General features: G+C 64.5%; 10 protein-coding genes. 7 read left to right on the top strand and 3 right to left on the bottom strand.

Annotated features, from left to right (window positions below; translation table 11 throughout):
* Window positions 1-94: 94 nt before the first annotated feature.
* Window positions 95-520, bottom strand: a complete 426-nt coding sequence (locus OH802_RS22750) for an MmcQ/YjbR family DNA-binding protein (RefSeq protein WP_406022362.1) — start codon at window positions 518-520, stop codon at window positions 95-97.
* A gap of 480 nt (window positions 521-1,000) precedes the next feature.
* Between OH802_RS22750 and OH802_RS22755 the strand changes: the two genes are divergently transcribed.
* From OH802_RS22755 to OH802_RS22775, 5 genes are all read left to right on the top strand, one after another.
* Complete coding sequence (locus OH802_RS22755) at window positions 1,001-1,888, top strand: nucleotidyltransferase (protein ID WP_406022364.1); 888 nt, start codon at window positions 1,001-1,003, stop codon at window positions 1,886-1,888.
* Window positions 1,885-2,520, top strand: coding sequence for a hypothetical protein (locus OH802_RS22760; RefSeq protein ID WP_406022366.1), 636 nt, complete (start codon window positions 1,885-1,887; stop codon window positions 2,518-2,520). The genes OH802_RS22755 and OH802_RS22760 overlap by 4 nt, the downstream gene beginning before the upstream one ends.
* A 154-nt stretch (window positions 2,521-2,674) precedes the next feature.
* The gene (locus OH802_RS22765) at window positions 2,675-4,327 is read left to right on the top strand and encodes a hypothetical protein (RefSeq protein WP_406022368.1); all 1,653 of its coding nucleotides are present in this window, start codon (window positions 2,675-2,677) and stop codon (window positions 4,325-4,327) included.
* A 456-nt stretch (window positions 4,328-4,783) separates the two neighbouring features.
* Window positions 4,784-6,448 (top strand): hypothetical protein, encoded by a 1,665-nt coding sequence (locus tag OH802_RS22770; protein ID WP_406022370.1) that lies wholly within the window; start codon window positions 4,784-4,786, stop codon window positions 6,446-6,448.
* An 8-nt stretch (window positions 6,449-6,456) separates the two neighbouring features.
* Window positions 6,457-8,109, top strand: a complete 1,653-nt coding sequence (locus OH802_RS22775; protein ID WP_406022372.1) for a UvrD-helicase domain-containing protein — start codon at window positions 6,457-6,459, stop codon at window positions 8,107-8,109.
* Between the two features lie 112 nt (window positions 8,110-8,221).
* Here the strand turns inward: OH802_RS22775 and OH802_RS22780 are convergent, their stop codons facing one another.
* Window positions 8,222-8,956: a hypothetical protein gene (locus tag OH802_RS22780; RefSeq protein ID WP_406022373.1), complete on the bottom strand. Its 735-nt coding sequence runs from the start codon at window positions 8,954-8,956 to the stop codon at window positions 8,222-8,224.
* A gap of 147 nt (window positions 8,957-9,103) precedes the next feature.
* Window positions 9,104-10,030, bottom strand: coding sequence for an IS110 family transposase (locus OH802_RS22785; RefSeq protein WP_406022375.1), 927 nt, complete (start codon window positions 10,028-10,030; stop codon window positions 9,104-9,106).
* Window positions 10,031-10,802: 772 nt separating this feature from the next.
* Here OH802_RS22785 and hrpB point away from each other — a divergent pair.
* Window positions 10,803-13,352 carry an ATP-dependent helicase HrpB gene (gene hrpB / locus OH802_RS22790; protein WP_406022377.1) on the top strand — a complete coding sequence of 850 codons (2,550 nt, stop codon included), beginning with the start codon at window positions 10,803-10,805 and terminating at the stop codon, window positions 13,350-13,352.
* Between the two features lie 151 nt (window positions 13,353-13,503).
* The gene (locus OH802_RS22795) at window positions 13,504-15,123 is read left to right on the top strand and encodes a helicase (protein ID WP_406022379.1); all 1,620 of its coding nucleotides are present in this window, start codon (window positions 13,504-13,506) and stop codon (window positions 15,121-15,123) included.
* Window positions 15,124-15,171 lie beyond the last annotated feature (48 nt).

Consider the following 15,171-nt stretch of genomic DNA (forward strand, 5'->3'; position numbering starts at 1 on the left):
TGGAGTCCATAGTCGCGTCTATCGTGTCGAGATCCGAAGGGACGCGTGCCCGATCCCCCAAAGTTGGGTTCGCCACGGCCACCCAATGCCCGCGCTAGTCCGGTAGGTGCTCCTCGAGCCAGGTCGCTCTTCGGCGATCTGACGCGCGCGAGAGCCAAGCCTCCTGCACGACCTCGGCGAGCTCGTCATAGCTGATCTCCCCAAGCCGGCTCGCTCGGACTAGAACCGACAGGTGGCCGTCGAAATGCGGAGTGGTGAAGAACGGCGAGAACTCGTCCTGCACCATCGCCAGCTTGTCACCCTCGTTAGGCACCCAGAAGACGATGACGTCGTCGTAGCGCTGGCCTGTGTCCGGGTCGAACGCGTCAGGACGCGGGTTCCGGAAGAAGACGAACGACTTTCCACCCACCTGATAGATGGGCCTGTTCTGGGTGCCCGCGTAGACGCGGACGTGGGGCATACCAAGGGCAAGGTCGTGCACGTCCTCGACCCGCGCCGGCCGCCCGCCTGTTCTCTTCACACAGTCAGGTTAGGTATCACGGTCAATGCGCGGGCGACCTCCGCGTGCGTCACTTCGCCCAGAATGACGCGTGCTGAAACACGGATCCGCCGATGACGAGGCGGAACAGAGGTGGGCGACGGTCCAGCTACGCGGCTGCCACAATGCTCAGATGACGGGTGATCTGGAACGCGCCGTCGAGGGCGCGCGCGATATGCTCAACGCCCCGGACTACACCGACCAGGAAGCTTGGACGCGCTTCAATAAGCGGAACGACAGCTCGCTGCGGCGAAAGGCGAGCCCTGGGGCGGATCCCGTTGACCTCGGAGTCAGTTGGGATGCCGGAGCTCCGCTTCCAAACCTCGTCTCGAACGGACCCAATGGCGTACTATTAGTCGGGCATTCGGAACTCTCGGTCCCATGCCGCGCAATGTTGTGATATTGGCTCTTGGCGGAAAAGGCGATAAGTCCTACAATTTTAGAATCTAACGGGGAGACTGCGTGACGCTAGAAGAACAGTTGAGCGGCTGGACTGGACCGTCAAGCACGACAGAGCAAGATAAACAAGACCGCACTGAGCGGATGATTCGCGAGGCCATTAAGGCGCACACTGCGTTCGATGGCTGCGACCTCAGCGTTTACGCCAAAGGCTCCTACGCAAACAACACCAACGTCAAGGCCGATAGCGACGTTGATATCTCCGTGCAGTGCGGTGAGGCCGTGTACTGGGACGAGGGAACTAAGGGCGCGCAACCGCCGAGCGGGTCCTACACAGGAATCTGGACCCCGGCGAAACTACGCTTGGAACTTGAGGCAGCGCTGAGAGCGAAGTTTCCCGGTCAGGTCGACTCCTCGGGATCGACGGCACTCCGCATCCACTCCGGCAGCGCGAGGGTGGACGCCGATGTCGTGCCTTGCTTCGACTACCGGTACTACTTCTCGGCCACTAATTACCGGGAGGGCGCAAAAGTCTTCAAGAAGAACGGCAACTCTCTAGTGAACTACCCAAAGCAGCAACTAGAGAATGGTCGGGCGAAGAACACGCGCACCAACCAGTATTACAAAAGGGCAGTCCGAATCATGAAGCGCGTCGAGAATGTAATGGTAGCGTCAGGCGACCACCGTGAGGTTCCATCTTTCTTTGTTGAATGTCTTGTGTACAACTGTCCAGACAGTGTCTTCCTTGAGTCGAGTTGGACGAAGACCGTCGAAGGGATCATCCTGCACATCTGGCAAAAGCTTGAGGGCGATGAGCCCACTGTCGAATCCGAGCGTTGGCGAGAAGTGAGTGGACTCAAGTATCTCTTTCACAGTGCTCAGGACTGGAACCGTCAAGACGGGCGTGATTTCGTGAAAGCTGCTTGGAACTATCTGGGATACGCATCATGAACATGACGATTGTCATTCGCGCCATCGTTGGCGTGGTCGTCGGTGTTTTCATGATTACTGCTTGGATGCATGACGGAAGGCCAGACTGGGGCACGCTCAAGTTGTTCTCGACTGCGGTCTTTGTATGCACGATCATGTTCAACGTATGGGATTTCTGGCTATGGCGACTTGCTTGGATTCAGCGAATCCCAGGAGTAGGAATCCCGCGTAATCTCCGCGGGACCTGGAAAGGCACGCTCACGTCCTTCTGGGTTGATCCAGTAACAAGCAACAACCCACCGCCTAAGACCGTCTACCTGGTGGTGCAACAGACGGCCTCGCTAGTTTCCGTAAAGCTGTTGACGAATGAGTCTAAGTCGACATCTGCTTTGGCTAAGGTGTCGGAGGTTGATGGGTCTTTTCTGCTGACCTATTTGTATCTCAACAAGCCCGATATGCGTGTCGAGCATCGTAGTCCAATCCACCATGGTTCAACCGTGCTTGACGTGTCAGGCAACCCAGCGAGACGCCTAAAAGGCCGCTACTGGACTGATCGCGACAGCAAGGGCGAGTTGGACTTTGAAGTGCGAAACGAGAAGAAGCTAGCCGATGACTTCGCCGAGGCGGGAGAACTCTTTGGAGGGCCTGCGTGAGACCGGTCATGGCGAAGTTGAGGGGACCTCGGCCATAAGAGACGGCCGTGATTTGTTGAGGAGCGAATAGGCAATGAAGGAAGGGCGTGCCATCAGGCAGTTTATGTGGGCCTATCAACCCCACTTCAGAATCTCGGTAAAGGTTCGAGCCGAGATGACCCTTCAAGCAATCGGCTTCGCCGGGAATCCTGAAGTGGTGCTCGTTGGCTTTAAAGCTGCCGGCGAACACGAATTTGATGTATGCATTGAGCCTGAAGATGGCCCTTACTCGCCCGATGGCCTAGGTCAAGTAAGGCAGCGAGCGGTTGAGCTTTATAACAACCACCCTGACCGCGATATGATCCACAGCGTTGCTCATGTGCATGAACTGCGTCATCAAGAACTGCGCGACAGGATGCGCGCAAAAGCACTCGAAGAAGCCTTTGAAGCGATGCCGCGAGAGCAAGGAAGAAGGTTCTTTGCGAGTGGATCAGTCCGAGTGGGTGACTACGAAGTACACACGGCCATAAGCGTCGATAAGGCAGCTCTTAGCAGCGTTCCTCAGATAAGGACCGAGGAACGCGATCGCTTCCAGGTGTATCAGTCGCTGGTGCATTCTGTGATTCGGGAGATCCTTATCCGTTCCGCGCGAGCTTTATATATTCCGGGTGCTGGTTCGGGTTATTTTCCGGAGAGCGCGGATGAGCTCATAGGGAGCGCGACTGAAGCGATGGTTCGCTCCATGTTGTATTGCGCTGGTTTCTGGTTTGGCGGCGAGAACCACTTGCTCATGAGCGGTCTCTCTGCTCTGCCGTATGAGGGGCGGCCAGGAGCGGGACGATTGGTCATCGCCCAGCAGGACGATCCGGCTATTGAAGTATTCCTCAGGCTGAAGCACCCGGTGAAGATGCGTAACGTGCCGGCCGTGCGAAAGCTTCTGGAGGCCAGCGGATCTCAATCGGACCTACTGTCGGATGGCGAAAGAGTCTATGGACTTGGGGTAGTGAAGCCAGACTATGACGTTGATAGCGAAACGGTGTTCTCTGTCAGCTTCACAGCACGAGGCGTCTGGGAATTTTCGCATGCGGGTGAAGCACTACTGATTGTGCAGGACGGAATTCCGCGCTTGCCGACGCCTGTACTTGATGAAGAATACTTGGAAGACCTCGTGAGTCGCTTCTTCCTTGAAGCCGACCAGGACGCGCTTCGCGAAGCCGCACGAGCCGCCGGTAATCATAGGCACGGGGCGATGCTTATCATCTCGGGCGATGCTGCCAATGAAGCCGAGCGTCTATCGCCGCAGTCGTGGTCTATCGAGCCGACGCAGCTTACGAACGAGTTGTTGACACAGTTGACAGACATGGATGGCGCAGTCCTCGTTGACCCACAGGGCCTATGTCATGCAATCGGTGTTATTCTCGATGGCACCGCCCATGGTCGAGGCGATCCATCTCGTGGCAGTCGCTTCAATAATGCCATCCGATACCTTGACAGCGAGCGGCCCCGAGCGATCGTAATCGTCTACAGCTCGGATGGTGCGATCAATATCCTGCCGCAACTGCATCCACGCATCGAAAAGCAGATCGTGACGGATGCTGTTGAACGCTATCTCGTGGTTTCTTCGACGGAGCCACTCAATTTCAAGGACTGCAACGAGGCTTGGGACGCAGTGGAGTCGTTTCGCTTCTACTTGTCGGATGCTCAATGCGAAGCTTTGAATCGCGCCCGATCCCAAGTGGATGAGTGGGAAAAACAGACCCGGAACCTGCGAATTATCAAGTCAGACTTGAAGCCAGATTCAGACATGGACGAATCATACTGGCTATGACCTTTACCGCCAGAGCGTTCGATCACTCATCGCGAATCGGGCGCTTCTTCCTCTGCTGGCCCGTGGTCAGTTGGGTCTGCTGCACGAGCCGTTGGCGGCGACCTGCGTCTATCCGCCGCGAATCGCCCAGTAGGACGCGGCTTCGGCCCACCGCCCAGAATGGATTATGCCCTCGAGGGCGCGAACCCTGTCCGCGGACGCTGTCCCTGTCCCGTCACAAAGTCTCCCCCAAGCGGGGCGAACGATCGTCGGCGCAGACAGACGTGATTGCAAGTTTCGGCTACAGCGAGCACGGTCGAACGGGAAGATGGATCTCCATCTCCAAGGCGGAAGGTCCTGACGTTGCGCATTACCCAACTTCGTGCCGTGGACTTCCGCGGATGGCACCAACTCGACCTGCGCCCGCGAGGCCACGTCCTCGCGATCGGCGAGCCTCGCTCGGGCCGCTCTGACCTGGTGGCAGCACTCCGCCGCGTGCTCGATCCAAGGTCTACACGCAGCCAGCCAACAACGGCCGACATACGACAGACCCTCGCTGCCGCAGCGCCGGGTAGTACCTCCAACACTGTCCTGGCTCCGTACGCCGAGGTTGCGATCACGTTGGCCGACCTACCTATCGACCTCGAGCATGAAGCTGACGGCGCGTTGGAGCCGCTGTTGGCTGACGGCACGGCAGACCTTTCAGGGAGCGCCTCACCAGGGGCGTCGTTGGGTCTCCGTCTTGCCTACCGGGTTTCGTACGATGCAGTGACCGACTCCATCGAACACAGGGTGTTCTACCCGATCCTGAGCGACCCGTCAGCGGACAAGTACGTTCGCGTGCCGGCCGTAGTCAGGTCCCTCCTACCGGTTGTGTTTCTCGACTCGGCCCGGCCGCTCCAACTGCGCGCTGAGGGTCTGCTTCGGCGTCTGGTCTCTGATAACGATCCAGTGTCGTCGGCGACCGCCCTTCAGACGCTGGAACGCGACGTGGTGGCTGCGGCATCGGCCTTGTCTGCGAACAGCGCGATCCAGGGCGTTCTCGACGCTCTCGTAGCCGACACGGGACCAGCCCGGCGCATCGGCGACGGTCCTGTTGCAGGCACGGACATCACCTTCCTGCCGGAAGACGGTTCACTCGCCGGCCTCCTCCGCGCGCTCCAACCAGTCCTACACCTCGACGGCACAGGCGCCTTGCCGCTGGAGAGCCACGGCTCCACGACGACCGCTGTTCTATCGGCCGCAGAGGCACTCCTGGTGGCGTCCTCAACTTCGGGTGCCGTGATTGTCGGGGACGACCTCGGAGAATCTCTGGATGGCCCGTCTACAGAACACTTGGCGAACGCGCTCCGAGGAGCTGCCGCCCAGGTCTGGATCACCACCCGACGCGCCGACGCCGCTCGTGCCTTCGAGGCCACCGAGCTAGTGCGTCTGACCCGCCACACCGGCGCGCGACAGGTGCACCAGGTCGCGCCACCAGCCGATCGAAAAGAGGCAGGCCTTCACCGGCACATCCAAGCGCAACTGCTCCCGGCTCTCACAGCGACGACCGTCGCAGTGTCCGAGGGCCAGCACGACCTGTCAGCTCTTAGCGCGGCCGACAGGAGGCGGATGACTCCCGACCTTCCACTGGCCGCGCACGGGATCAGACTGATCACTGCCGACACGGGCTCAGGCGGCGGCACGGGGCAGATTCCGCAGGTCGCAAAGCTCGCTCATCAACTGGGCTATCGCGTCGTTGCGCTCGTCGACGGCGACCCGGCCAAGAAGGCTGGAACTGTCCTCGCCGACATTGAGAACGAATGTGATGCCCTAGTAAGGCTGCCCGACAACATGGCTATTGAACGGGCCCTCTTGGCTGGTGCTACAGCGACGCAGGTCCGCGCCGCTGCGGCCGTGTTCACCGACTACGGCCAGCCGGACCCGACGTTGGGCAAGCCGGACGAGAACGTCTCGAACGCGGTGATGAAACTACTTCACAGTAAGGGACTCCACGAGCAATTCCTTACTGCACTGGTTGAGGAAACAGGTGTGTTGCCTCCGGTAGTCGTCAACGCCCTCACAGCCGTTGCTCTGTGCGGGCACCCCACCTACGCACTCCAGAAACGCATCGACGTTATCGACCCAACCGCCGCGGTGTAGGTGCGCGCATGCCATACCAACCTTCGGCTCAGCAGCAAGCCGTCATTCACAGCGACGCGCCGGTCACCGTTGTCCTCGGCGGCGCTGGATGCGGGAAGACCACCACAGCTGCGGCTGCGGCCCGAAGGCGCCTCGATTCTCTTGAAGAATCTCGGCAAGCGGCGCGAGCAATCACCCCTGCAGGGGCTGCTCCTGCCCTGCCCGCGTCTCAGAAGGTCCTCTTTGTCTCGTTCTCACGAACAGCAGTTAGCCAGATCTTGGACCGATCGGCCAACGTCCTGGGTCCGCAGCAGCGGCAGGTAGACGTCGTGACATTTCACGGCCTCGCTTGGAGAATCCTGAGCAGCTTCGGACGCCACTACGGCCACCCGTACCCCCTGCGCGTCCAATCCGCAGCCGAAGCGAGCCTCGCCGCGGCTGCCTTCCCGGGCATGACCTACGCCGACCTTCTCCCCGCGGCCACCAAGCTCCTCCAGGCTCCAACCGTCCGCGACTACTACAACCGACGATACGGGACTGTCATCTGCGACGAGTTCCAGGACACCAGTGACGTTGAGTGGACCTTCCTTCAGTCGGTTGCGCCGGGAGCGCAACGAATCCTCCTCGGCGACCCCAACCAGTGCATCTACGCCGGGATGAAGAAGATCGACCCTTACGACCGGGTCGCACAAGCAACGGCCCTTCCAGGAGCTATCGAGGTCACCCTCCCGCCGCTCAGTCATCGCGACCCGACGGGCGTCCTTCCCGCGGCCGCTCTCGCAGCAATGGAACGCCGCTTCGGAGACGCTGCGATCGCTCACGCGGTCACCAACGGCCGCATCGTGCTGCACCACGCTCCTCCTGCCGAGCTATGCAGCGGCGTCGCCTCTGTCATCGCCGCCGAACGCCTCGCGAACAAGACTGTCAGCGTCTTCACCCACACACACGCGGCCACGGCCGAACTCTCGACCGGCCTCACTCAAGCAGGCATCGTCCACGAGCAGGTCGGGTTCACGGAGGCATTCGGTGATGCACTTCAAGCACAGTTCGCGCTCCTACGCTGGGCTATCGAGAGGGAGTCAGGGGGTCGCGCAGCGCTCGCCGCGTACGTGCACTCCATCAGCCGCGGAAGCCGCGAGAAGCAGATTCCGCCGAAGATCGTCAGCCGCGGGCTCCCAAAGTTCGAGGAAGCCCTCAAGGTGGCGACACTTGCGATCAGAACGGCGGCCGGCCCACCCCCAGACTTCGAGCAGCTTCTGAGCCGGATCAAGGCTCTTCACACGAATCTAGGTTTCCCGCGAGGTGAGGAAACCTGGAACGAAGCGAACCGCCAATTCGAACGAGCCCTTCGACTGCTCGAGCGCGGCGGAACAATGACCGATGTTGCGGCGCAAGTCGAAGAAGTCCGTGGCTCTACTCTCGTGGGCGCTCGATCGTCACGTCCGAAGCCAGTTCAGCTGATGAACCTGCATCAGACCAAAGGCCGTGAGGCCGACGCAACGGTCCTCATGTTGCAGCCCGACGAGTTCCATGGCTACGAGGGCGAGCCCTTCGCCACCGGCTCCCGGCTGCTGTACGTGTGCCTCACTCGCGCTCGTGAACGCGCCCACATCGTGGTTCCCGACAGTGGGACCGTCCACCGACTGTGGAAGCCACTCATCGACGCCTGCACTCCGGCCTGACTCGTCTGGGTAGGTCGAGACGCCTATCCCCGACCGCCAGCAACCTGACCCATTCCGCCGCATCTGAATAGACAGGTACGTAGCCATCCGCCGCTGCGCAGTTTCCACGCCTTCAGGTGGTCTCGCCGAACCTCTGACGTCTCGTGACTGGGTGCCCAAGGCGCTCCAGGCACAGCTTCCCGAACTCCGTGACTGGATATGTGATTTTTACTTCAGGTCCGCGGCTGTGTATCCCTCCGCGATCTGGTGTGACCCGTTCGTTGACCGACACCAATCCATGTCGCTCTAGCACGGCCAAAACGGCACCCGACAGGTCATCAGCGTTCATGAACTCTGTGACTGAGACGTCTCCCATCATGAATCTGTGGATGTCGCGCTGGGACCTCGATCTTCCATGCATATCCGCGAGAACCCGAACATGGATGGGATCCAGATCGGTGAGGGCGCGAACAATCAGGACCTCCTGGTCGACCCGAGCAGCGTCTTGAATTCCGTTGGCAAGGCAGCGCGCAAGTCCAGCGATCTTCTCCTCATCGGCAAGAGCCGCGCCTGCTTGGAGACTCACATCAAGAAGGCGGCCCCTAGCTGGGTCATCAGCAGCCATCGTCAGGAGAGTTTCAGGTGAGACGTCGGCGTAGGACGCAGCCTGCGCAATTACCTGGGTTGCGTTCCACTCTTTTCGGCCTCGGAGCTCGCCCCACGATTGCCCCACGAGATCCACCAGATACGGGGTTACTGCAGCCCCGATGACACCCCCGGCGGGCCCCCCAATCGCCGTGCCGGTGACTGCGCCAACTGCGGCACCTGCGGCCTCGATGTGCCTACTTGGCTTATCGCTCTCTCCCATACGCAAGTATGATGCCAGGCAGCACTGCAGCCATTCCCACGGACCGCGAGTCGACCTCTGATGCGCACCGCCAGGCCGCTGCGCGGCCGTCCACTCATGGTGCGACCCCGCGGATAGGTGTTGTGTCTTACCGGCTCCCTTCTGTTGTCAACCGGTTCGGCGTAGCCTCTGATTCGCGGGTCCGGGAAGTGGCTGATCCGAAGTGTCGATGAGCGGGAGCCGGTCGACCGCGCTGGATTGAAGAGTCGCCCCGCAGTGCCCTCCCGGGCCCGTGCCAAGGTCCTCGCCGGCGCGGTGTGCGTCCTCGAGCAGTTGACGGTAGATCGCGTCCGAGATTCTGCGCTTGAGGCACCTGATGGCTTCGAGCGACTTCTTGCCCTCGGCTCGCTTGCGTCGGTAGTAGGTCCGCCCATCGGTGTCGAGTCGGATCTGGCTGATCGCGGCGATGTGGATCATGTGGTTCATCCGCCGGTTCCCGGCCCGTGAGAGACGGTGCCGGTTCTGCTCACCCGAGGATGCGTCCAGGGGCGCAGTGCCGGTCCAGGACGCGAAGCGGTTGCGGTCGGCGAACCGGGCCACGTCGCCGACGTCGGCCAAGACCCGGGCCGCGACCACGGGGCCGACGCCGTGGATGTCCATCAGCTGTGAACCTCGAGCCAGCACGATGGCCTTCAGTTCGGCGGTGGCCTTCTTGATCTTCGCTTCGACTGCGATCAGCTCGGTGAGCTCCTCGGCGGCGATCCGGCGACGGGTCTTGCCGGCGATGTCTCGGGGGCGAACCGTGGCCAGCATCGCCTTGGCCTGGCCGGTGGTGATGTCACGTTTCGCCTGGCCAGGCAGCAGTTCAGCCAGCAGCGCCTGGAGCCGATCGACGGTCTGCACCCGCCGCCGAGTCAGTGCTTCGCGGCGATCGGTGAGCATCCGGAGTGCTTCCAGCTCGCCATCGACCTGGAGTACGCGCAGCGTCTTAGTGCGGACCGCGACGATCGCGATCGAGTGCGCGTCACGAGCGTCGGTCTTGCGGTTGTGACCGGTGTCGAAGAGTCGGACCCGCGCGGCAAGCTTGGCCGGCACGTCCACGACATGTTCGCCGTCTCGAGGAGTCGTTGCGCAAGAGGACGTCCGACACCGTTGGCCCCCTCGACCGCCCAGATCCGCGTCGGCCAGTTCTTCGCGTACTTCCGCATCGCGGTGTAGCCGGCCTGGTCGGTGGTGAACCGGCCAGAGCCGAGCAATTGCTCCTGCTGATCGACGACCTCGATCGTGGCTGACAGTTTGTGGGGATCGACCCCGATGATCACGTGCTCGACGTCCTGACTCATCTGCTGCTCCGCCTGTGCTTGTTCCGATGTGGACGGCGAGGTGGGCATTGCTACTACGAGCAGGGCAGTCCCTTCTGGAGCCACGCCTCGTCAGCGGCGTCCGGCGGGCTGCAGACCGATAGTGAGCCACACCAGCAAGCAGGTGGGCAGCCGCAAGGAGAGCTTCCCGCCGGACACCTGGACCGAGTCTGGCCAGACACCGGCCCTACGGGAATCCTCTAGTAGCCGCCAGTGGGGCGCACCAAACTGTGTCGAGGCTTGAGGCGGTGGTGGACGGAAGTGCGAGTGGCCGATGCTGCGCCGATCGGCTGGAGCGCTGCGGACACCGGATAGCGACCGGCTGCGGACGCGACGAGCCTGAGACACATGGCCCTTTCAGTACTGCTTCCCACATCCACCAGTCCCAGATCGTCATCTCCGATGCGATGCATCGGACGATGGGCTCGTCTGCTCGGGCGTCGTCGTGGTGACAGCCCTCGGCGCCGACGCGACACCGGCCGAGGCACGTCAGGCACACTGCAGGAGTGTCCGACCCTCTGCGCAATCTGCTCGCCGCGCCGCCCGATCTCCCGGTCACCGCCGGCTTGGCCGCTCTCGACCAGGCGCTTCGTACCCGCGGAGCCGCGGTGGTCCACGCACCGCCGGGCACCGGCAAGACGACCTTGGTCCCGCCCGCGGTCGCCGAGGTTGTCGCCGGACGGGTCGTCGTCACGCAGCCCAGCCGCATCGCAGCCCGTGCTGCTGCCCGTCGGCTGGCGCACCTGCTGGGCGAACCGGTTGGCGAGACGGTCGGATACTCCGTGCGCGGAGACCGACGCACCAGTCGACGTACACGTGTCGAGATCGTCACGACCGGCCTGCTGCTCCGGCGGATCCAGCACGATCCCGAGCTGGTCGGCGTCGGGGCCGTCGTGCTCGACGAAGTGCACGAGCGCCACCTCGACGCCGACCTGACCTTGGCGCTGCTCATCGACGTCCGGGCCCACCTGCGTGAAGACCTGTCCCTGGTGGCGATGTCGGCCACCATCGAGGCCGAACGGACCGCCGCCCTGCTCGGTGGGGTCGACACCGCTCCGGTGATCCGCGTCCTCGGTGCTCTGCACCCGGTCCAAGCGGTCTGGTGCCCGCTGCCTGCGGGGGTACGCCGCACCGACGACCGGGGTATCACCCCGGCCTTCCACGACCATGTCGCAGCGACCGTACGTCGTGCGCTCGCCGAGCACGAGGGTGACGTCCTGGTCTTCGTTCCGGGTGTCGCGGAGGTCGAGGCGACCGTACGCCGCCTTGCCGACGTGGACGCGTCCGTCCACGCCCTGCACGGACGTCTGTCCGGCGCCGAGCAGGATCGTGCGCTCAGCGAAGGCCCGCGTCGACGTGTGGTCGTCTCGACCGCGGTCGCCGAGTCGTCGCTGACGGTACCTGGGGTACGGGTCGTGGTGGATGCCGGATTCTCGCGCGAGCCGCGCACTGACCACCGTCGCGGACTGGCTTCTCTGGTCACCGTCGCGGTGAGCCGGGCAGCGGCCGAGCAGCGGGCGGGTCGGGCCGGACGGCTGGGACCTGGCGCCGTGCTGCGTTGTTGGTCCGAGGCGGAGCACGCGCATCTGGCGGCTCACCCGGAGCCCGAGATCGCCACCGCCGATCTGACGGCCTTCGCCCTGGAGGTGGCGTGCTGGGGCAGTGACGACGTGCACGACCTGGCGCTCCTCGACCAGCCACCGGCGCATGCGATGTCGGCAGCCAAGGAGGTGCTGGTGGATCTGGGGGCGATGACCGAGGAAGGGAGAGCCACCCCGCGGGGCCGGGTGATCGCTGGCGTACCGGCCGATCCCAGGCTGGCGCGTGCCCTCATCGACGGGGCTGGTCTTGTCGGGGCCAGGCGGGCCGCAGAGGTGGTCGCGATGTTGAGCGAGGACGTGCGCGCTCCCGGCGGGGACCTGGTTGCCGCGCTCCGGTCGCTGCGCGCCGGACAGGGGGCAGGCTCGTGGCGCGGCCAGGTCGCACGGTTGGAGAAGGTCGTCGAGAAGCAGGGCCCCGCCGGCGTCCGGAGCGGGGCGTCGGACCATTCCCAGGCAGCCCGAGCACTCACCGATGACGTGGCGGTGGGTCTGGTGGTGGCACTGGCGCATCCGGACCGGATTGCGCGCAAGCGTTCGAGTTCCGCGAGCTATCTGATGGCGTCCGGGACGGGCGCGGCGCTCGATCCGCGTGCTTCGGGGCCCTTGGGCGGACTGGAGTGGCTCGCGGTCGGGGACGCGGAGCGGCGGCCCGGGCAACGTGAAGCCCGGATCCGAGCGGCGGCCCCGCTCACCGAGGACCTCGCGCTGGAGGCGGCCGGGTCCCTGTGGACCGAGGTGGACGAGGTCACCTGGACCGGAGGGCGGGTGCTGGCTCGCCGACGTACGCTGCTGGGCGCGATCGAGCTCCGCTCCGTCCCGCTCAGCGATCCACCGGCCCACGCCGTGACCGACGCGATCCGAGAGGCGGTGGCGAGGGAGGGAATCGCTCTCTTCGCCTGGTCGGAGGCGGCCACGGCGCTGCGCGCCCGCCTCGACTTCCTGCACCGTGCGCTCGGTGACCCGTGGCCCGATGTGAGCGACGTGGCACTGACGCAGAACCTCCAGTCGTGGCTCGGGTCCCAGCTGGCGCGGGTTCGCTCGGCCCAGGATCTTCGTCGCGTCGACGTGGCTGCCGCGCTGCGGGCGATGGTGCCGTGGCCGCAGGCAGGCAGGCTCGACGATCTGGCTCCCGAGCGAGTGCAGGTCCCCAGTGGGTCGAGCGTGCGGATCGACTACTCCGCCGAACAACCGGTGCTCGCTGTGCGAATCCAAGAGGTCTTCGGCTGGACCGCAGCGCCGGTCCTCGCGGACGGCCAGGTCCCGCTCCTGCTGCATCTGCTCTCCCCCGCGCGACGCCCAGCAGCCGTCACGGCAGACCTGGAGTCCTTCTGGGACAACGGCTACCCCGGCGTTCGTGCTGATCTGCGCGGGCGCTATCCCAAGCACGCCTGGCCGGAGGATCCCCGCAGCGCACCAGCCACCGCGCGTACGAACAATCCCCGCCGCCGAAGATGAGCGGCGGGTCGGCTCGCCTGGAGGATAGCGTCTGGGTGTGGCCAGTCCTCGCCGATCCAGTGCTCGTCGCCGCGGCGGGCGTCCGCGCCGGAGCGGGACGCGACAACCGAAGCGGCCGTTGCCGGCCGCCGGCCCGGGAGAGCGGCTGTGGGTGCTCGACGTCCCTTACGGCACCCAGGTCGAGGACGCCACGTGGCACCCGGGAGTCAAGACCCACCTGTACGTCGGGCACGCTGTGCCGGCGCACCTCGCGCCCTACGCTCCGGGTCCGTACACGCTCGGTCGGTTCATCGAGAGCACCCTCAATCCCGACCTTCCGACGCAGAGCCTCGAGGCGGTTGACGCGCTCGAGCCGCGGCGGATCCAGTACGAGGCTGCTGACGCTATCGCGGCGCGCGCTGCGGCGGGCGGGCGGCAGTTCCTGCTGGCCGATGAGCCCGGCGTGGGCAAGACGATCTCCGCGGTCCTCGGGGCGACAGCGGTGGGCGACCTCCGCGGTGCGCGACGGGTGCTGGTCATCGCCGACCGTCCCGCCGCGATCACGATCGGCCACTGGTGCCGCACGATCACGGCGCTGGGCGACGGCGGTCTCGAATGGGTCGTGATCACATGGGACCGCCTGGAGAAGGTCAAGGATCACGCGTGGGACGTGATCATCGCGGACGAGGCCCACGCGCTGCGACGTACGACGACAAAGCGGTGGAAGCTCTGGGCGCGGATCTCGGGCCACGGGCGGCCGCACGACAAGGCACCCTTCGTCATCGCGACGACCGCGACGCCCGGACACACGCCGCTCGACCTGCCATATCTCGCCCCGGCCTATGCGCAGGTCCTCGGCGAGCCGATGCAGGAGTGGACCTCGGCGACCCAGCCCGGCGCCACGTTCGCCACCGCGCTCGAGCGCAACGGCGTCGGGGTCGAGCGCGGACGCTACGGCGCAACGTGGACCGCCGACCCGGCGCGGCGCGCCGCGGACCTCAAGCTGGTACGCGGCTGGCTCGAGGACGAACGGCCGCCCGCGATGCTGCACCGCGCGGCACCGTGGGGGCCGGTGCCGATCTCCGGCATGCCGGTGGCACTCACGCCGTCGGAGCGGACGGCGTACGAGGCCGAATGGGGAGAGTTCTGCCGCGAGATGGACATCGCCCGGCGTGGCCGCAATGTCGCGAAAGGGCGGGCAGCGCTGCTGCGCTTCCGGCAGAAGGCCGGGCTGATACGCGTCGACTCCACGGTCGCCTGGATCGTCCAGCAGGTCGAGGCCGAGCGACAGGTGGCGTGCTCGGTCGAGTTCGTCGCGACCGCCGCCGACCCGATCGCCGACCGGCTGCGTGACTCCGGCCTCGAAGTCGCCACGATCTACGGCCGCGACCGGTTCGACGCAGAGGCCGAGCGGCTCCGGTTCCAGACCGGGCAGGCGAAGGTCTGCGTCTTCACGACGGTCGCCTCGATCAGCCTGCACGCCGGCGAAGCCCTCGCCGACGGTCGCCGGGCTAGCGGCGAGCCGCGGGTCGGCGTGTTCCACCAGGCCCGCTTCTCGGGCATCGCAGGACGGCAGGTGACCGGCCGCACCCACCGCGACCACCAGCTCTCGCCGTGGCACATCGCGTACGCCGAGGGCACCGTCGAGGAGCAGGTCGGCAGGGTGATGGTCGAGCGGATCGCTGCGGCCTCTGCCACGGTGGGAAGCGACACCACCGGCCTCGCCGCCCTCGCCCAGCTCCTCGGCGCCGACTGGCTTCCCTCCACCACCCTGACCGAGGACGGCGCCTGACCTCTCGGCTCATGCAAGGCACACCGGCACCGTGGAGAAACCCATGCA

It is taken from the genome of Nocardioides sp. NBC_00850 (assembly GCF_045207335.1).
Taxonomy (GTDB): domain Bacteria; phylum Actinomycetota; class Actinomycetes; order Propionibacteriales; family Nocardioidaceae; genus Nocardioides.

Bases quoted from the DNA above. Each gene is read 5' to 3' on its own strand.
- OH802_RS22760 (WP_406022366.1), top strand. From the start codon at position 1,885: ATGAACATGACGATTGTCATTCGCGCCATCGTTGGCGTGGTCGTCGGT.
- OH802_RS22780 (WP_406022373.1), bottom strand. From the start codon at position 8,956: ATGGGAGAGAGCGATAAGCCAAGTAGGCACATCGAGGCCGCAGGTGCC.
- OH802_RS22765 (WP_406022368.1), top strand. From the start codon at position 2,675: ATGACCCTTCAAGCAATCGGCTTCGCCGGGAATCCTGAAGTGGTGCTC.
- OH802_RS22775 (WP_406022372.1), top strand. From the start codon at position 6,457: ATGCCATACCAACCTTCGGCTCAGCAGCAAGCCGTCATTCACAGCGAC.